This is a genomic window from Aeromonas bestiarum (assembly GCF_000819745.1).
Classification (GTDB): Bacteria; Pseudomonadota; Gammaproteobacteria; order Enterobacterales; family Aeromonadaceae; genus Aeromonas; species Aeromonas bestiarum.
Genome location: NZ_CDDA01000041.1, coordinates 1 through 18470, shown reverse-complemented (window position 1 = coordinate 18470; position 18470 = coordinate 1). Strand labels below are relative to the sequence as shown.

Here is an 18470-nt window from a genome sequence, read left to right as displayed (position 1 = left end):
TCCTGGTGGCGGGCAGCGATGCCCCCGTGGACAGCCGGGATCCCCGCCCCTTCGTCAACATGGCGGCCGGCATCGCCAAAGCGGCGGGAAGCGGTGAGGATTTTCGCGCCAACCAGCGTACCTCGCTCGCCGAAATAGTGGCCGCCTACACCATCAATGGCGCCAGGGCGGTACGTCAGGGGGAGATCACCGGCTCCATCGAGGCTGGCAAGTCGGCCGACTTCATCGTGCTGGACAGGGATCTGTTCGCCCTGGTCGAGGCTGGCACCCCGGAGCAGATCGCCGATACCCGAATCGAGCAGACGGTGTTTCAGGGTGAGACCGTCTATCTGGCGCCCTGAGCCCACGCATCTGCCCCATCAAAAGGCCCCGCGAGGGGCCTTCTTCGTTAGCCGCCGGCCCCCTGGTCAGCCTCGGCCAGCGCGGGCTGCAGGGCCAGGGTGAACAGGGCCGCCACCATGTCCGACTGGGTCAGCATGCCGACCAGCTGCTCGCCATCCACCACCGGCATGTGGTGCAAGCCGCCATCGGAGAAGGCGGCCACCAGATCGTAGAGGGGCTGGTAGCGGCGGGCCGTCGACACGTCGCGGGTCATCAGATCCGCGACCCGCAGTGCTGCCAGAGCCGCGGCGCCCCGCGGTTGTTGCAACACCCGATCGATCATCAAGTCGTGCAGCGTGATGATGCCGGCGAGGTGCCCCGCCTCATCCACCACCGGCAGCGCCTTGATCTGATGGTGGGAGAGCAGCCGCCACGCCGCCATGGCCGGCTGATCCGGCCCGATCAGGATCAGATCCCGCGACATCACATCCTGCACTCGCACCGTACCCACCCTGGCACGCAGGGCGTGCAGCTGGGCCTCCTGCAGCAAGGCCTGCAGATCCTGGCGACTGATGTCGAGCAGCTCACCGTGCTGCTCCAGCGCAAGATCGATCGCCGTGGCCTGGGTCGCGATGCGCTCGCTCGGCTGGGGATCGGCGGTCTGGTGACGATTGGGCTGAGCCTTGCCGCTATTGGGGTAGCGGCGCCCAAGCAGCCGGTTGTAAAAGAGCGCCAGCATCAGCAACAACAACGAATTGAGCAGCACCGGCAGCAAGACGTAGCCCACCCCCAGCTGGCGGATCCCCTCGCCGCCGATGACAGCGGTCAAGGCCACGGCGCCCCCGGGCGGATGCAGGCTGCGGGTGAGGAACATGGCCGCGATGGCCAGCATCACGGCCACGCCAGAGGCCAACGCCATCTCCGGGATCAGCTGGGCACTGAGCACCCCCATCAGCGCCGATACCCCGTTGCCCACCAGGATGGACCAGGGCTGGGCCAGCGGGCTGGCGGGCGCGGCAAACAGCAGCACGGCGGACGCCCCCATGGGCGCAATCAGCCAATGAACATTGAACCCCAGCCCCCACTGGCACACGAAGGCGGTGCCGAACAGCCCGACGAAGGCGCCGAGGGCGCCATAACAACTCTCTTTGACACTGGTATTGGTCGATACCGGAAAGAAATCCCTGAACTGCATGCGGTTTCCAACGGATAAGGTTTATTTCAAATGCGCAATTCTAGCGAGTCACCCTCACTCAATGCCAGCGCGCAGGCAAGCGGATCACGCAGAAATACCATCCTGCCCGCCGCCCGCCGTCATGCTGGCGTTTTTCATCAAAAAAATGGCCTCCCGGATCCACCCAGCCGCCTCCAAACTGTGACGCCGCAGAAAATTCTTACAAAAAAAGGGGTGACGACCGCTTTTTTCTCTCCTCTTAACGCTTTCTTAAGACTTGCCGTGTCACCTTGATGTCATTGTCATCAACAGAGCCACTCATCATGAGCACCATCAGAGATGCCCTGCGTCGCTTCGACGGCCAGCGCCGTTGCTGGACAGCCGGGCTGGAGCGGGCAGCCCTCGCCTGGCTTGCCAGACGAAGCAGGCTGCCGGCCTCAAGCCAGCCAGCCCGACGGATCCTCATCATCCGCAGCACCAACCGCATCGGCAACAATCTGTTCCTGCTGCCCTTTTTGCAAAAGGTACGCAGCGCCCACCCCAATGCCGAGATAGAGCTGGTGTGCAGCGGCGGCCAGCTGCTCCCCTTTCTGGCCGATCTGCAACTGCACCAGCTTCATCAGGTCAGATTGCAGGGCAAGCGCCTGCTCGCGGCCCTGCCCGTGCTGTGGCGCCTGCGTCGCCGGCAGTATGACAAGGTCTATGTGCCGTTCGCCTCCAGTACGGATCACCTGATCGCCGCCTGGGTGAAGGCCTGCGAGAAGCTGGGCTTTGAGGATGCCAAAGGCGATGCACTGTTCGATCGGCCGCTTGCCGCCAACGACCACTGCCACTATGCCCACCAGCCGCTGCAACTGCTCGACATGCACGCCAGCCTGGCCGATCAGATTGAACTGGGCAGCGTGCTGCGCACCGCCTGCCCACACCTGACGGCGTTGGCACAGACCCATCCCGACCGGCCCCTCATCGGCTTTTTCACCGGCGCCCGCAAGGGCAAGGGGCTCTCCCTTCCCCAATGGCAGCGGCTGCTCGGGGATCTGCGCCGCCAGCGCCCGGATGCCCTGCTGATCCAGTTCAATGATCCGGCCGATCCCCTGCCCCTGCTGGGCGACATGCAGGTCTCCCTGGGCAACTTGAGCGAATTGGCCCGCTTCGCCAGCGGCCTCGCCCTCTTCGTCAGCTGCGACACGGGCCCGCTCCATCTGGCCGCCGCCAGCGGCGTGCCTTGTCTGGGTTTATTTACCCAAACGGATCCCGCGCGCTACGGCTGCCTCGGGGCCCAGCACCTCAACCAGGTGGTCGACGATCGCAACGCCATTCCCCTCGATGCCCACTGGCTGGCCGAGACGCTGGCACGGGAGCAAGCACCTCGGGAGCTGCAACCCGCCCTCTCCCATGTGTACTACCTGAACCCGTCCCCGGCGCCCTTGCTGATGGCGCACTGACGCAGATACAAGGAGGGCGGCCCTGGCCGCCCTCCTTGTTTTAACAAGCCGTTATCCGGCGCCAAGGCGCAACCGCCTCAACGATAGCGCGCCTCGATGCGGGCCAGCTCGCCGCTCTGGCGCAGCCTGATCAGGACGCGGGAGAACTCGGCCGCCCGGCGGTGAAAAGGAGAGGTATGGGCGAGGCAGAGGGTGAGCGGGGTCAATCCCAGCTGAAGCGGCACCTCTATGATGTGCCCCGTCAGCCCCAGCTGGCGGAGCTTGAAGTTGGCCACGATGGGATCCGTGATCATCAAGTCCCCCCGGCCGGCCGAGAGCATCTTGAAGACGTTGTCCACATTCATGGTCAGATGGACCTTGAATCCCACCAGATTCTCCTTGCCCCAGCCATTGCCTATGTAGTCGAGGATGGTGAACGCCTTGAGATCCGCCAGGGCGCGAGCCTGATTGAGCCGCGCCAGCTGGGGGTGGCCCGCCTGGGTGAACAGGGTCAGGGTAGATACGGCGACCGGCTCCTCCACTACCTGGGTATAGCCCCGCCGCTCCTGGGTCGGCACTGTGACAAAGCCATCGGCCTGGCCGGAGCGCACCAGTTTCTGGGCCCGCAGCCAAGGATACCCCTGATGAGTGACGCGGATGCCGAGCTCGGCCGCGACCCTGTCCATCACATCCACCATGATGCCCCGCATCTTGCCCTGCTCGTCACGCCAGGAGTAGGGAGCAAAATCATTGAAATAGACCATGTTGAGCGAGGGATCAGGAGCCGCCAGAGGGCAAGTGGCCAACAACAGTGCCCATAGACTCCCGATCCAGACACTTGCTTTCATCATTTCCTGCCCCGCCCACATCACCCTGTCCTGAGCCTAGCGCACACAGGGTTGGCGCGAGCCTGCCCGCACAAAAACAGAGGGAAGGCGTGCGCCTTCCCTCTTTCGTTATGCCCGAACTCTCTTGTTATTTGCTGATGTTCTTCAGACCAGCTCGGCGCGCAGCGCCTTGGTGGCATCGACCATCACCTTGAGGGCGGCCTCCGTCTCTTCCCAGCCACGGGTCTTGAGGCCGCAATCCGGGTTGACCCACAGCCGCTCGGCCGGGATCTGCTTGGCCGCCTTGCGCAGCAGGCCTTCAATCCAGCTCTGGCTCGGCACGTTCGGCGAGTGGATGTCGTAGACGCCCGGGCCGATTTCGTTGGGGTAGTTGAAGCGCTCAAACGCTTCGAGCAACTGCATCTGGCTGCGGCTGGTCTCTATGGTGATCACGTCCGCATCCAGCGCCGCCACCGCCTCTATGATGAGGTTGAAGTCGCTGTAACACATGTGGGTGTGGATCTGGGTGCTGTCCACCACAGGGCTGGCGCTCAGGCGGAAGGCGCGCACCGCCCAGTCGAGATACGTCTGATGATCCTGCTTGCGCAGGGGCAAGCCTTCACGGATCGCCGGTTCGTCGATCTGGATGATCTTGATGCCGGCGGCTTCCAAGTCAGCCACCTCGTCGCGAATGGCCAGCCCAATTTGCAGGGCGGACTGCTCGCGGCTCACGTCTTCGCGGGGGAAGGACCAGCAGAGTATGGTCACGGGCCCGGTCAGCATGCCCTTGACCGGCTTGTCGGTCAGGCTCTGGGCAAACTTGGTCCATTCGAGCGTCATCGGGGTCGGGCGGTCGATATCCCGGGTGATCACCGGCGGCTTGACGCAGCGGGAGCCATAGCTCTGCACCCAGCCGAAGCGGGTGATGGCAAAACCGTCCAGCAGCTCACCGAAGTACTCCACCATGTCGTTGCGCTCGGCCTCGCCGTGCACCAGCACGTCCAGCCCTATGGCTTCCTGGCGCTCAATGGCATCCTTGATCTGGGCCTGAATGCCCGCCTCATAGGCCTGGTCGTCGATGCGGCCGGCTCGCCAATCCTGGCGCAGCACCCGAATTTCCGAGGTCTGCGGGAAGGAGCCTATGGTGGTGGTGGGCAAGAGCGGCAGCTTGAGATCATTGAGCTGCGCCTGCGCCCGCACCGGATAGGCGCTCTGGCGGTCGAAATCGCTGTTGGTCAGGCTGGCCAGACGGGACTGCACCGCTTTCTTGTGGACCCGGCTGTCGGACTCCCGATCCACGATGGGCTGGCTGTAGGCGGTGATCTTGTCGATGTCACCACAGTCCAGATAGTCAGCCAGCAGCCCCAGCTCGTAGCACTTTTGCAGGGCGAAGGCGAACCAGCTGCGGGTCTGGCCGTCCAGCTCGTGCTCCAGGGTGAGATCCACCGGGCTGTGCAGCAGGGAGCAAGAAGAAGCCACCCAGAGCCGCTCGCCGAGCTTGGCTTTCAATGCGTTGAGCGTCGGTGCCAGCTTGGCCAGGTTGGCACGCCAGACGTTGCGACCATTGATCACCCCGGCGGAGATGACCCACTGGGCCGGCAGATGAGGAACCAGCGTCTCCAGCTGCTCGGGCGCCGCCACCAGATCCAGGTGCAGGCCGTCTACCTTCAGGCTGGTGATGATGTCGCGCTGATGGGCCACGGAACCGAAATAGGTGGTGAGCAGCAGCTTGCAGGGGCCGCTCAGGCGCTCATAGGCCTTGAGGTAGGCCAGACGCCACTCATCCGGCAGGTCCAGCGCCAGCGCCGGCTCGTCGATCTGTACCCACTCCACGCCCTGGGCCGAGAGCCTCCCCAGGATCTCCTGATAGACGATCAGCAGACGATCGAGCAATTCCAGACGAGAGAATCCGCTCTCTTTCTCCTTGCCGAGCCACAGATAGGAGACGGGCCCCAGCAGCACGGCCTTGACCGGCAGCCCCAGCGCCTTGGCCTCTTCCACCTCGTCAAACAGCTGACTCCAACCCAGTTTGAAGCGCTGGTCACGGCTGAACTCGGGCACCAGGTAGTGGTAGTTGGTGTTGAACCACTTGGTCATCTCGGCGGCGGCGGCCGCCGGGCCGGTCGGCGCACGGCCACGGGCCACCCGGAACAGGGTATCGAGATCGGTGTCGCCATGGCGGTGACGCTCGGGGATGGCATCCACCAGCAGGCTGGTACCGAGCACTTGGTCGTACCAGGCAAAGTCCCCCACCGGCAGCAGGTTGACCCCGGCGGTGCGTTGGGCCTGCCAGTGACGTTCACGCAGGCTCTTGCCGGTGGCGATGAGTTCCGCCTGCGTTGTCTCGCCACGCCAGTAAGATTCGAGGGCAAATTTCAGCTCGCGCTTGGCGCCGATACGGGGGAAGCCCAGGGTGTGTGCTCGTGTCATAGGTCCAATTCCTTATGCTCGTTCATCTGATGGGAAACTGGATGATTTAGCCATCCAGATGTTTACACATCCAAAATGACAAGATAAGGTGGCGTTGGCTATTGAATCCTTTTCAACAGCCTCTCAAGAAATCCGCGATTGATGCAACAAGGAGCCATGTTATGGCAGTGCCAAGCAATTCAGGCCTGGAAATCAAGCACTTGAGAACCCTGACCGCGCTGGCCGAGCAGGGTTCACTGGCCGGCGCGGCGCTGACTCTCAACCTCACCCAGTCAGCCCTCTCCCATCAGCTCAAGGAGCTGGAGACCCGCCTCAACCTGGAGCTCTACCTGCGCAAGAGCCGCCCCCTGGTACTGACGGCGGCGGGCCAGCAGTTGCTGAGTCTGGCCCGCCAGGTGCTGCCGGCGCTGGCCCAGACCGAGAAACAGCTGCAGGCCCTGCACAGCGGCGACGCGGGCCGGCTGCATCTGGCGCTGGATTGCCACAGCTGTATCCAGTGGTTGCTGCCGCTCTTGCCCGATTTTCGCCGCCAGTGGCCCGGGGTGGATCTGGAGGTAGAGTCTGTGCCCGGCTTCGATGCCATCAATGCCCTGCTCGGCGGCCAGCTCGACCTGCTGCTCACCTCGGATGTGCAGGCCCGCGGGGATCTCCACTTCGAGCCGCTGTTCGCCTTCGATCTCACCCTGGTGATGGCGCCCGATCACCCCCTCTGTCACCGGACCCGGATCGCCCCGGACGATCTCAAGCAGGAGGTGCTGCTGGTCTACCCGGTGGAGCGCGCCCGCATGGATGTGTTCAGCCGCTTTTTGCAACCCGCCGGGGTCGAGCCCGCCCGCTGCAAGCTGGTGGACAATACCTCCGTCATGCTGCAGATGGCCGCCGCCGGGCTCGGGGTCGCCGCCCTGCCGCGCTGGGCCAGCGAGGAGTTTGTGCGTCAGGGCTTGCTCGAAGCCAGGTCGCTGGGACAGGGCATCCGCCGCCATATGTATGGGGCCGTGCGTGCCGCCGACAAGGACCAGCCCTGCCTGCAGAGCCTGTTCGAGCGCATTCACAGCAAGATGGGTGAGCAGAAAGAGGCGTAAAAAAGCCGCCCCTGGGGGCGGCGCTCACGCCTCTCGACACGCCGGCGCTCAGGCGCCTCAGGATCCCTCGCCGCAACTTGCGGCCCCCTGCCGCCTCGGGCAGTTGGCGCAAAGCTCCCCATCACGGCGCTTGTAGTGCAGGCAGCAACGCTGGCGCACATAACCGGGGGACAGCATATCGGCCGGAATAGATGCCGGGCGCCACCCCGCCAGATGCTCGGCCGGCAGACCGCAGGCGGCGAGCCAGCGCGATGCATGTTCGCTCACCTGTTCACGGCTCACATGGGTGAAGAAGTCGGGTACCCGCACCAGGGCCGCCAGCAGATCGTCCGCCAAGAGCGGGCGCACGAAACCGGGTCTGAGCCGTTGCACCCCGCCCAGCAGCGTGAACAGCGCCTGCCAGTGGGCCTGCAGCCGCTCGCCCGCGGCCTTGATCAAGGCATCCAGCTCCCCCTTGATCATGAGCTCAGCCGGCAGGATGAAGCCCGATACCAGCCCATCCTGATAACCCTGGCCAAGCTTGTCCAGCGCCGGCACGGCCCCCAGTCGATAGACGGCCACCATGGCCAGATAGATGGACTGCCAGCAGAGCATGCCCCAGCTGCGGGTCAGCCAGTAGGCGGGCCCCGCCTCCGGGTGCGCCAGCCGCCAGTGATCATGCAGCGCAGCCGCCACCTCGGCCGGGGTTGAATGAGGGGAAGCTGCCAGCAAAAGGGGCGAGTCCCCCGCCTCCACCAACCGCCCCTTGAGCGAAGGAATAAGCCCGCTGGCTGCCGCAAACAGGGCGCCATGATCCGCCAGCGCACGGCTCTCCGTGTGCACGGCCAGCGCGCCGAGCCCGCGGGGTAAGGCGCGCGGACGATCATCTGCGGCGGCGAGAAGATGAGCATGCCCCGGACGCGGCCCAGGGCGCAGGGTCAGAATACGTATTTGAGTCGCGCCTCCACGTTGCGCTCTGCCCCGAACCAGCAGTTGTTCTGGTCGTAGCAGGAGTAGTAGGTCTTGTTGAACAGGTTGCTGGCGCTCAGCGAGGCCTCCACCCCTTGCAGGCGCTGGCTGATTTGGGCCAGATCGTAGGAGGCGGACATGTCCATCAGCAGATAATCCGGCACGGTGTCGGTGTTGGCGGCATCAAGCTGGGCCTCCCCCACGTAACGCAGGCCGGCGCCAACCCGCATCCCCTCCAGCTGGCCACCCGGCAGGTAGTTGCTCCACAGGGAGGCCATCTGCTTGGGTACCCAGACCGGGGTCTTGCCCTGCAGGCTGGTGGTATCGCGGGTGATCTCCATGTCCTGGCGGGTATAGCTCAGCGCCAGATCCAGCCGGCTGGTGAGATCGACTCGCCCCTCCAGCTCGACGCCCCTGGAGACCATCTCGCCGGTCTGCAGCTTGGGCCCGTAAATGTTGTCCGGATCCGTCACCAGGGCATTTTGCTTGGTGATGTGGAAGACCGAAGCGGTAAAGGTCTTGCTCATGTCCTCGGAGAGAAACTTGAGCCCCCCCTCCCACTGATGGCCTGTGGCCGGTTTGAACGCCTGGCCATTCTTGTCCGCCCCCGCCACCGGCTCGAAGCTCTCGGCATAGCTCACATAGGGCGAGAGGCCGTGATCCAGCTCGTACAAGGCGCCGAGGCGCAACGAGAGGTTGTCCTGATCTATCTGGGCCAGGGTGTTGCTCGCCGCTCCCTGATAGAGGGTCTGGCTGTCGGTGTCCATCCGGTAGCTGTCATAGCGGGCACCGCCTATGGCCACCAGCCGGTCCAGACGCACCTGATCCTGCAGATAGACACCGGTCTGGGACTGGCGGATGGTCTTGCTGTCCTGATAGTTGAAGGTGAGGGCCGCCGGCACTATCTGGCTGTGGTTCGGGTTGAAGATGTCGATGCCGGGCGCCGAATAGTCGAGGGTGTCCCGGTAGAGAATACGGGCATCCAGATACTGGTAATCGACCCCGAGCAGCAGGTTGTGCCGGGCACCGCCGGTCATCACCTTGCCCGCCAGCTGGTTGTCGATGACAAAGCCGCGAGAGTCTTCATCGGTCAGATAGGCGTTGCGGGCCAGGGTGCGGTTGTCTGCCGCCAGGGCCGCATTGTAGGTGTTCTGCTGGTTGGCCGAGGCGTCCATGTAGCGGGCGTTTTGCAGCAGCTGCCAGTTGGCGTTGAAGTCGTGGCTCAGCTTGTAGCCAAGCAGGGTCACCTCCCGGCTGTAGTGGTTCCAGTTTTCATCGCCAAGGAAGGTATCGCTGCCAAGCTGGCCCAGAGGATTGGACTTGACCGAGCCGCTGGCCGGCACCGTGGTGTAGATACCGGCTTGCGGGTCTTTCTGGTAATAGAGGTTGAGGTTCAGCAGGGTACGGTCACTCAACTGCCAGTCGAGGGACGGCGCCAGCACGTAGCGCTCCTCCTCTGAGGTCACCGCCTGGCCGTCTTTCTGACGGGCCAGTCCCACCAGCCGATAGGCAAGCTGATCATTGATGGCACCCATGCTGTCGAGGGTCAGCTCCTTGAGGGTGCCTGTGCCCGTCGCCACGCCGACGCTGTGCCTGGCTTCCCGCTGGGGACGCTTGGCGATCAGGTTGACCATGCCCCCCGGCGGCATGCTGCCGTAGAGCACAGAGGTCGGCCCCTTGAACACCTCCAGCTGCTCTATGGCCACCGGATCTATCTGGGGTTGCAGGTTCCAGTCGTTGTATTGCAGCAGCAGGCCGTCGTAGAAGTTCTGGTAGTTGTCAAAGCCGCGGATGTTGAACAGATCCAGCCGGTTGACCGCCCCGCCGCGCAGCTCGGTATTGACGCCGGGCACGTAGCGTAGCGCCTCGCTCACCGAGCTCACCCCGCGCTGCTCCAGGGTCTCGCCGTCCACCACAGAGATGGCCTGGGGCGTCTCCATGGGGTCGAGCCGGGTCTTGGTCGCCGTGTTGCGATAGGTCTGACCCAGTACCGTCAGGGTTTCATCGGCCACCGCGCCTTGCGCATTGGACGTGGGTGCGGCCAGTACTGGGCCTGCCAACAGGGCGGAGAGGGTCGCGGCGACCAGGGTCAAAGGGGGGTGAGTGGCGTACATCTGATCCTCGAATGCAATGATTGAATAGTAACAAATCTCATTTGCATTTTATTGGGTCAATTTGCCCTTGAATTAACAATTTGGGGCATGTTGGCAGGAAAAACGGCAAAAAAGGGGCAAGACAAGCCCCATCCGACGACCTGCCATGTCGATGGAAAAAAGCATTGAATTCAAATGGCTATCTTTTCTGAGGGAAGGCTTCAATGAGATGGCGGTCAATGGCGAGGCGCCACAGTGCTTTATGCAGACCGGGGGATGGGCGCCCTGCCACCAAACCGCTCACAGGGTTCAGCCCTGGCGGGGCGCTATGGGCAACCAGTACTCCATGCGGGCATAAGGCTGTTGGCCATCGAAGTCGGGGGTGTAACGCTCCAGCTCGAAACCATCCAGCCCCCGATAACCCGAGGCGGGCAGCCAGTGCAGGATAAACCAGTTGAGGGTCTGCCCCAGCTGGCTGATGGGGCCCACGTGGCTGAGCACGGCGTACTCCTGGGGCGGGATGGCCAGACGAGCCAGCCCGCTTGGCGGCTCGCTCCCCTCCTCTGCCGCCACGCCCGCCCAGTAGACCAGTGGTTCTCCCGCGCCAGACACATCCACCACGCCGATCAGATCGCGGGCCCTGTCCAGACCGCCGGCACTGCGCAAGGCATGCCAGATGGCGGGCACCGTCTGCTGGAAATCGGGCTCGCTGGCGAAGAGCCCACGGATCAGCCCCTTGACCCCCTGCAATATGAAGCCCGGCTGACTCTCGACCCGTACCTGCACCAGTCTGGGGGCGCTGGCGAGCGGCGTATGGGCACGTACCAGCGGGGTGCGCAACCCCAGCCGCATCCCCCGCTTGCGATAGGCCAGCGGCGGGCAGCCGAACTGCTGCTTGAAGGCGCGGCTGAAACTCACCTCGGAGCCAAAGCCGTAGCAGAGCGCCAGATCCAGCACCCGCTGGCGGCTCGTGAGCAGCGCCTCCGCCGCCAGGCTCAGCTTGAGCTCGCGCACATAGTGGGCCACCGTCTGCCCTGTCTCGTGCAGGAACACCCGCTGCAACTGCCAGCGCGACCAGCAGCTCTGCTCGGCCAGCTGCTCCAGCGACAACGGCTGATCCAGATGCCCGTGGATGTAGTCGAGCACTCGCTCGATGCGGGTGAAATGGGCGCTAGCCTGTGGCGCGGGGCCAGGGGATGCGAGGGGGAAGGTCGGTTTCATTGGATGGTCGGGATCGCTGCCGGCAGAGGGGCACGCTCGCCCAAGTGGCCACATTAAACATGGCCGTCGCCCCGGCGGCAAGTGGCCTGCGACCACCGGCAGGCAGCGCACGCCGTTTGTGGCTCAATGCTGTGCCGTCACCTGGGCCTTCAACAAGGCCGTCACGCCAGCTTGGCAGGCTGTCACAAAAATGACGCATTTCCCTGTCAGATTGTTTGAAAACAAATATATCAATTAGCCTGAAAAGCCAATAGAGTCCTCGTTCGAATCTTTTGCAGGGAGAGCCAAGATGAAAAAAATTGCCTTGATCACCGGAGCCCGTGGCGGCATAGGATCCGCCATCACCACCGCCTTGCTGGCCCAGGAGTATCGCATCATAGCCACTCACTCCAGCGGCAACAGTGCGGCGGCCCACGACTGGTACGGGGAGCAGGGTTATCGGCCGGAGCAGGTGCGGCTGCTGCCGCTGGACGTGGCCGACACCGCCATGTGCCGCGAGACCCTGGGTCGCCTGTTGCAGGACGAGGGCCGGGTGGACGTGCTGGTCAACAACGCCGGCATCACCCGGGATGGCGCCTTCAAGCGCATGGCGCCGGAGCAGTGGTTCGAGGTGATCCACACCAATCTGTGCAGCCTCTACAACGTGACCCAGCCGCTGTTTGACGCCATGTGCGAGCAGCGCGATGCCCGCATCATCAACATCTCCTCGGTCAACGGCCAGAAGGGGCAGTTCGGTCAGGTCAACTACTCGGCGGCCAAGGCGGGCATGCTGGGCTTCACCAAGGCGCTGGCGGCGGAAGGGGCCCGCTTCGGGGTCACGGTCAACGCCATCGCCCCCGGTTACACAGCCACCCCCATGGTGGAGGCGATCCGCAGCGATATCCTCGACAGCATCAAGGCCGACATTCCCATGCGCCGCCTCGCCAAGCCGGAGGAGATAGCCGCCGCCGTGGCCTTTCTCGCCAGTGAGGCGGGCGCCTATATCACGGGGGAAACCCTGGCCATCAACGGCGGCCTCTACATGAAGTAATGCCGGGAGTTATCTCATCGACAGAGGGCAGCCAACCGGCTGCCCTCTGCTTTTGGCAAGTTGAGACGAAATGGCGCAGCCCCCTGCCTGCCACCCGGCTCAGGGGCGCGCCGCCGCGGCCCCCCCCACCGGCTCGGCGAAGTGGCTGCGCAGGGCCGTGATCACCCGCCGCACCTTCTCCGGGATCTCCCGCTGGGGAGTGATGGCGTGGATCTCCATGGGCGGCACCCGAAAGCCCGGCAGCAGCTCCAGCAGCCTCCCCTGGGCGAGATCCTCGGCGATTTCCCCCTCGGGTTGCAGCGAAACCCCCTGCCCCGCCAGGGTAAACTGGCGCAGCGGCAGCACGTTGTTGCACACCACCCTGGGCTTGGGTTTGACCTTGTGGCCCTGCCCCTTGTCGTCGAAGAAGGTCAGGCCCCCGCTCAGCATGTCCGCCGCCAGCCAGTCGTGTTCCAGCAGATCTGCCGGGCTGCGTGGGGTGCCCTTGCGCGCCAGATAGGCGGGCGAGGCACACAGCAGCATCCGGGTCTGACCCAGCTTGCGCGCCACCAGGCTGGAGTCGGACAGGGTGCCGACCCGCAGCGCCACGTCGATGCGTTCGGCGATGAGATCCCGCTTCTCGTCGTCCGCGATGATCTGGATGCACAGGCCGGGATGGGCCTGCAACAGCGGCGACAAGGCCCGCGCCAGCGGCTGGCCCGCCATCCCCACGGGCGCCGTGATCCGCACTTCACCGAGCAGGCTGTCACGCACCTCCGAGAGGCGCAGTTCGGTCTGGTTCAGCGTCTGTTGCAACGACTGGCACCCCTGCCACACCACCTCCCCCGCCTCGGTCAGGTTGAGGCGGCGGGTGGAGCGATGCAACAGGGTGAGGCCGAGCAGACTCTCCAGCTGGCTGATATGCTGACTGACGGCGGAGGGGGTCATGCCGAGGGCCTTGGCGGCGCCCGTCATGCTGCCCGCCTCCACCACGGCGGCGAAGATGGCGTAACGTCTGAGCTGTTCCATTATTAAATCCAGCTTACAAGTGAATCACTTTTATAGCCGATTATTAAATCACATTCGGCGGCGTAGGATAGCCTCATTCCAACAGTGAAGGAGAATTCCCCATGAAAATTGCCCTGATCGGTGCCAGCGGTTTTGTCGGTACAGCCATCCTCAATGAAGCCGTCAGTCGCGGCCATCACGTCACCGCCATCGTCCGTGACACAAGCAAGGTGGCCGCCCACCCGCAGGTCACCGCCGTGGCGGTGGATGCCCAGCACCCACAGGCGCTGGCCGAGGTACTCAAGGGGCACGACCGGGTGATCAGCGCCTACAACCCGGGCTGGACAGCACCGGACATCTACGACCAGTACCTCAAAGGGGCCAAGGCCATAGTCGCGGCGGCCGTGACCGCTCACAGCTGGTTGCTGGTGGTCGGTGGTGCCGGCAGTCTGGAAATCGCCCCCGGCGTACAGCTGGTGGATACCCCGGACTTCCCGGCCGAGTGGAAGCAGGGCGCCCTGGCGGCCCGCGACGGTCTCACCGCCCTGCGCCGTGAAACCACCCTCGACTGGCGTTTCGTCTCCCCGCCCGTGTTCCTCGAACCCGGCGACAAGCGCGGCGGCTATCACCTCGGTGGCGATCAGGTGCTGTTCAGCGGCGACAAGCCTGCCGGGATCACGGTCGGCGATCTGGCCGATGGCGTGCTGAACGAGGTGGAAAAACCGGCTCACCTGCGCCAGCGCTTTACCCTGGGCTACTGAGTGGGCAACTGAGCAGGCTCACCGATCAGGTCTCAGCCTGATCCCCGCCCAACGCGCGAAACAGGAAGGGAGGCCTCAGCCTCCCTTCCTGTTGTGCGTCTCCGATAGCCGGGCCCACTCCCGCCAGTGAACGCTCATGCCAACCAGCCGCTTGTTTTCGCACTAACCGGGTGCCCGCAGCCCCATGGAGCAGCCGGTACACGACCCCGTGAGCCGCTCAATAAACACCCAGCCAAATGGGTATCGAATTCTATTTCGATTTTTGTATATAACTAAGAATAATTTGTTGTTTCCGTCTTATAACGCCGAACAGTAGCATCACCCTCAATCCAAATGGCGCCATCTTTACCGATCGGCCCGGTGGCTCACCACCGATCGGCGCGCTGTCGTTTTTGCACTGAGCGGCTGGGAAACGTCCCGGCGCTCAGAAAATGAGGAGGTGCACATGGAACATTCACCACTGCCGATCATCGATCTCGCCGCGCTCGAAGGCGCCCCTGACACTCGTCGCCAGATGCTGGCCAAGCTTGGCCGGGCGGCCCGCGACATCGGCTTTTTCTATCTGACAGGCCATGGCCTGAGCGAGGCGCAGCAGCGGGAGACCCTGGCGCTGGCGGCCCGCTTCTTCGCCCTGCCACAGCAGGAAAAACGCGCGGTGCAGATGGTGCACTCCCCCCATTTTCGCGGTTACAACCAGGTGGGTGCCGAGCTCACCCGCCAGCAGCCGGACAGGCGCGAGCAGTTCGACATCATGAATGAGGCGCCTGCGCCGGCAGAGGACGAGATCCATGCCCCCTGGCAGCGGCTGATAGGCCCCAACCAGTGGCCCGCCGCCCTGCCCGAGATGAAAACGCAGCTGCTGGCCTGGCAGGAACGCCTGAGCGACATCACCCTCACCCTGCTCGCCGCCTTCGCCGAGGTGCTGGCGCAGCCGCAGGGAGTGTTCGATGCCAGCATCCAGGGCGCCCCCTATCAGCACATGAAGCTCATCCACTACCCGGGCCGGGAAGCCGGCAGCAGCGATCAGGGGGTCGGCGCCCACAAGGATCCGGGCTACCTGACCCTGGTGATGCAGGACGATCACTCCGGACTCGAAGTGGAGACGGCGGCAGGCTGGATCCCGGTACCGCCCCTGCCGGGGGCTCTGGTGGTCAACATCGGCGAGCTGCTGGAGCTGGCTTCCAACGGCTACCTCAAGGCCACCCTGCACCGGGTGGTGAGCCCGCCGCCGGGCGTATCGCGCCTCTCCTGCGCCTTCTTTATGGCGGCGAGACTCGATGCTAACGTGCCTTTGTTGCAGCTCTCCCCCGAGCTGGCGGCGCAGGCACAAGGGCCCGAGAGCGACCCGACCAACCCGCTCTTCTATCAGGTGGGTGAAAACGTGCTGAAAGGGAGGCTGCGCTCCCACCCGGACGTGGCGGCGCTCCACTATACCGCCGCCCCGGCGTCGGCCAATCAGCAGACAACAAGCGGGCAGACGACAAACAGCGAGCGGCGCGAACCGCAGCCAGCCTGACTCTGCCATACCTATTAGACGGGGGACGCCGCGGCGTCCCGCCACCCGGATGACACAAGCAGTTAAGCCACAGCCTGGCAATGACGGAGTAATAGAATGAAATTCAAAACCATGAGCGTGCACAGCGGCCAGCGGATCGATCCCCAGACCGGCGCCCTCACCACCCCCCTCTACCAGAGCAGCACCTTCAGCTACTTCAATGCCCAGGCGGGCAAGGAGCGTTTCGCGGGTCAGGCCCCCGGCTTCATCTACAGCCGCTTTGGCAACCCCACCACGGCCGAGCTGGAGCAAAAACTGGCGGCCCTTGAGGGTGCCGACGAGGCACTGGTGATAGCGAGCGGTATGGCGGCAGTGAGCGCCATCATGTATGCCCTGGCCGACAGCGGCGACGAGGTGGCCTACATAGGCCCGCTCTACGGCGGCACAGATGCGTTTCTCAAGCAGACCTTCAGCCGTGCTGGCATCAAGGTGACCGCCTACGAGAGCGATCAGGATCTGCTGGCCAACATTCGTCCCGCCACCAAGGTGGTACTGTTCGAAACCCTGACCAACCCCACCCTCAAGGTGGTGGATCCCCGGGTGGTAGTGGAAGCGGCCCGCAAGGTGGGCGCCATCAGCGTGTGTGACAACACCTTCCTCACCCCCTATCTGCTGCGCCCGCTGGAGCTCGGCATCGACATCGTCATGCACAGCGGCACCAAGTATCTGGGCGGCCACGGCGACATCATCGCCGGTGTGGTGGCGGGCTCTCACGCGCTGATGAAATCAGTGCGCACCGTGGCCCTCAAGCACATAGGCTCCCCCATAGGCCCGCAGGAGGCCTACCTGCTGCAGCGTGGGGTCAAGACCCTGCCACTGCGCATGGATGCCCACCTGCACAACGCGCAGAAGGTGGCCGAGTTCCTGGCCGATCACCCGGCGGTGAAGAAGGTGATCTACCCGGGTCTTGCCAGCCATCCGGGTCACGACGCCCTCGGCGCCTTCGCCAGCGGCTTTGGCGGCATGGTGAGCATAGAGCTGGAAGGCGGCTTTGCGCGCTGCGCCACCCTGCTCGACAACCTGCAGCTGTTCGTGCAGGCGGTGAGTCTCGGCGATCTCGAGAGCCTGGCTTGCCATCCGGCCAGCACCACCCACGCCGCCATGGACGAGGCGAGCCGTCTCGCCGCCGGGGTGAATGACGATCTCATCCGCTTCAGCATAGGGGTGGAAGACGCCGACGATCTGATCGCCGATCTGGCGGCGGCGCTGGCCGTCGCCTGATGCCCTAGCCACCTTTCACGGCTCAAAAACAGCCCGCCCCATGTGAATGGGGCGGGCTGTTTGCATCAAGGAGTGGAGAGCCGCTTGTCAGGGGGCGAAAGAGAGCCGCTGCACCGGCCAGCCCAAAGAGGCCAGCTCGGGAGCCAACGTCTTGGCATCCCCCACCACCAGGATCACCATGTCGTCGGGGTCGAGCCAGCGACGGGCCAAGTCTCGCAAGGTGAATGTCGACAACTGGCTGACCGTCCGTACCCGCTGCTCCACATAATCCTGCGGCCACTGCGCCAGCAAGATGGGCAGCATGTACTCCACCTCCTGCGGCAGCGTCTCGTAATCCAGCGCCTGGCGGTTGAGCACACCTTCACGCAGGGTACGCACCTCCAGTCGGGTCGGGCCCTGCCGCTGGTATTTGTCGAGCTCCTGCAGGATCTGCTGCAGGGCGGCCCGGGTCACCTCGGTGCGCACGCTGCTTTGCAGCAGAAAATAGCCCGCCTGACTGTTGCCGTTGAAGGCGGTATCGATGAAGTAGGTGTATCCCAGCTCCTCACGCAGGCGGATATGCAGCCGATCCGCCAGGGAGGCATTCATCAACCCGGCCAGGAACTGCTCACCAAACCCGTCGCTCGCCATGGCGCGGCGCCCCATGCGAACAAGGCTCTGGCTGGCGCCGGGATTATCCAGCAGATAGATGGCCCGTTTGGCCTGCTGGCCGGCAAAGCCGAGGGGCCTCAGGCTGGGCGATTGCCCCTCTGGCTCAACCAGAAAAGAGAGTGCACTCACCACCTTCTCCTGCGCCAGATCCCCGCTCACCACCACCCGAGCCTCCCCGCTGCGATAGACAGCCCGATAGAAGGCGCGCACATCGTCCAGGGTCAGGGATTGCCACTGTGTCTGCGGATCCGGCACCCTGGCCAGGCCGTCGATCAACGCATGAAACTGCTGATCGGCCTGCCACTGGGGCTCTCGCACTTGCTGCTTCAACCATTGCTGGGTCTGGAGCTTGAGGCGCTGGAAATCCGCCGGTCGCAAGGCCGGCTGCAGCAACAACTCCCGTACCAGCGCCAGCGTCTCATCGAAGTGAGAGGTCACCCCCTGCACAGTGATCTGGCTGTAGCCTTCCTCATAGCCAAAACTCAGGCTGGCGCCCAGCTGACGCGCCCGCTCCTCAATGGCGGCAGCCTGCCACCGCTCACTGCCCTGGGACAGCATGCTGGCTGTCAGTTCAGCCACTCCAGCCTTGCCCTCTGGCTCGGCCCGGTACCCGCCGGGCCAGTTGATGCGCATGACAAAGGCGGGCACCTCATCGCTGTAGTGACCGAGCAGGGAGACCCTATCCCCCAGACTGGCCTGCCACAGGGTGGGCAGTGGCACGGGCAGCGCCCCGCCACTGGCGGGG

The 18470-nt window shown here is 64.3% G+C and carries 15 protein-coding genes; 7 read left to right on the top strand and 8 right to left on the bottom strand.

Annotated features, from left to right (window positions below; translation table 11 throughout):
• Window positions 1-341, top strand: a 341-nt coding sequence (locus BN1118_RS20305; protein WP_156995197.1) for an amidohydrolase family protein, incomplete at its 5' end; no start/stop codon positions are given.
• A gap of 47 nt (window positions 342-388) precedes the next feature.
• Here the strand turns inward: BN1118_RS20305 and BN1118_RS20300 are convergent.
• Window positions 389-1516, bottom strand: coding sequence for an HPP family protein (locus BN1118_RS20300; RefSeq protein ID WP_043557720.1), 1128 nt, complete (start codon window positions 1514-1516; stop codon window positions 389-391).
• A 302-nt stretch (window positions 1517-1818) separates the two neighbouring features.
• Here BN1118_RS20300 and BN1118_RS20295 point away from each other — a divergent pair, with 302 nt between their 5' ends.
• Window positions 1819-2940: a glycosyltransferase family 9 protein gene (locus BN1118_RS20295; RefSeq protein WP_043557719.1), complete on the top strand. Its 1122-nt coding sequence runs from the start codon at window positions 1819-1821 to the stop codon at window positions 2938-2940.
• 77 nt (window positions 2941-3017) lie between these two features.
• Here BN1118_RS20295 and BN1118_RS20290 read toward each other — a convergent pair whose 3' ends face one another.
• Both BN1118_RS20290 and metE read right to left on the bottom strand, forming a co-directional pair.
• Window positions 3018-3767 (bottom strand): substrate-binding periplasmic protein, encoded by a 750-nt coding sequence (locus tag BN1118_RS20290; protein WP_043557789.1) that lies wholly within the window; start codon window positions 3765-3767, stop codon window positions 3018-3020.
• A 144-nt stretch (window positions 3768-3911) separates the two neighbouring features.
• Window positions 3912-6176: a 5-methyltetrahydropteroyltriglutamate--homocysteine S-methyltransferase gene (gene metE, locus BN1118_RS20285; RefSeq protein WP_043557718.1), complete on the bottom strand. Its 2265-nt coding sequence runs from the start codon at window positions 6174-6176 to the stop codon at window positions 3912-3914.
• 161 nt (window positions 6177-6337) lie between these two features.
• Here metE and BN1118_RS20280 point away from each other — a divergent pair, with 161 nt between their 5' ends.
• Window positions 6338-7258 carry a LysR substrate-binding domain-containing protein gene (locus tag BN1118_RS20280; RefSeq protein WP_043557717.1) on the top strand — a complete coding sequence of 307 codons (921 nt, stop codon included), beginning with the start codon at window positions 6338-6340 and terminating at the stop codon, window positions 7256-7258.
• 57 nt (window positions 7259-7315) lie between these two features.
• Here BN1118_RS20280 and BN1118_RS20275 read toward each other — a convergent pair whose 3' ends face one another.
• The 3 genes from BN1118_RS20275 to BN1118_RS20265 all read right to left on the bottom strand — a co-directional run bounded on the left by BN1118_RS20275 (window position 7316) and on the right by BN1118_RS20265 (window position 11520).
• Window positions 7316-8080, bottom strand: a complete 765-nt coding sequence (locus tag BN1118_RS20275; protein ID WP_043557716.1) for a siderophore ferric iron reductase — start codon at window positions 8078-8080, stop codon at window positions 7316-7318.
• A 95-nt stretch (window positions 8081-8175) separates the two neighbouring features.
• Window positions 8176-10320 (bottom strand): TonB-dependent siderophore receptor, encoded by a 2145-nt coding sequence (locus BN1118_RS20270; protein ID WP_043557715.1) that lies wholly within the window; start codon window positions 10318-10320, stop codon window positions 8176-8178.
• A 288-nt stretch (window positions 10321-10608) separates the two neighbouring features.
• Window positions 10609-11520, bottom strand: a complete 912-nt coding sequence (locus tag BN1118_RS20265; RefSeq protein ID WP_043557714.1) for an AraC family transcriptional regulator — start codon at window positions 11518-11520, stop codon at window positions 10609-10611.
• 289 nt (window positions 11521-11809) lie between these two features.
• Between BN1118_RS20265 and BN1118_RS20260 the strand changes: the two genes are divergently transcribed.
• On the top strand, window positions 11810-12550 hold the full coding sequence (locus BN1118_RS20260) for an SDR family oxidoreductase (protein WP_043557713.1): 741 nt from the start codon (window positions 11810-11812) through the stop codon (window positions 12548-12550).
• Window positions 12551-12649: 99 nt separating this feature from the next.
• Here BN1118_RS20260 and BN1118_RS20255 read toward each other — a convergent pair whose 3' ends face one another.
• A complete protein-coding gene (locus tag BN1118_RS20255; RefSeq protein WP_043557712.1) occupies window positions 12650-13558 on the bottom strand; it encodes a LysR family transcriptional regulator in 909 nt (302 codons plus the stop codon).
• Between the two features lie 101 nt (window positions 13559-13659).
• Here BN1118_RS20255 and BN1118_RS20250 point away from each other — a divergent pair, with 101 nt between their 5' ends.
• The 3 genes from BN1118_RS20250 (at window position 13660) to BN1118_RS20240 (ending at window position 17074) form a co-directional block, all read left to right on the top strand.
• A complete protein-coding gene (locus tag BN1118_RS20250) occupies window positions 13660-14298 on the top strand; it encodes an NAD(P)-dependent oxidoreductase (RefSeq protein ID WP_043138908.1) in 639 nt (212 codons plus the stop codon).
• A gap of 445 nt (window positions 14299-14743) precedes the next feature.
• On the top strand, window positions 14744-15814 hold the full coding sequence (locus BN1118_RS20245) for an isopenicillin N synthase family dioxygenase (RefSeq protein ID WP_043557711.1): 1071 nt from the start codon (window positions 14744-14746) through the stop codon (window positions 15812-15814).
• Window positions 15815-15910: 96 nt separating this feature from the next.
• A complete protein-coding gene (locus BN1118_RS20240; protein ID WP_043557710.1) occupies window positions 15911-17074 on the top strand; it encodes a trans-sulfuration enzyme family protein in 1164 nt (387 codons plus the stop codon).
• Between the two features lie 87 nt (window positions 17075-17161).
• Here BN1118_RS20240 and BN1118_RS20235 read toward each other — a convergent pair.
• The coding region (locus BN1118_RS20235; RefSeq protein WP_043557709.1) for a M16 family metallopeptidase at window positions 17162-18470 on the bottom strand (1309 nt) is incomplete at its 5' end.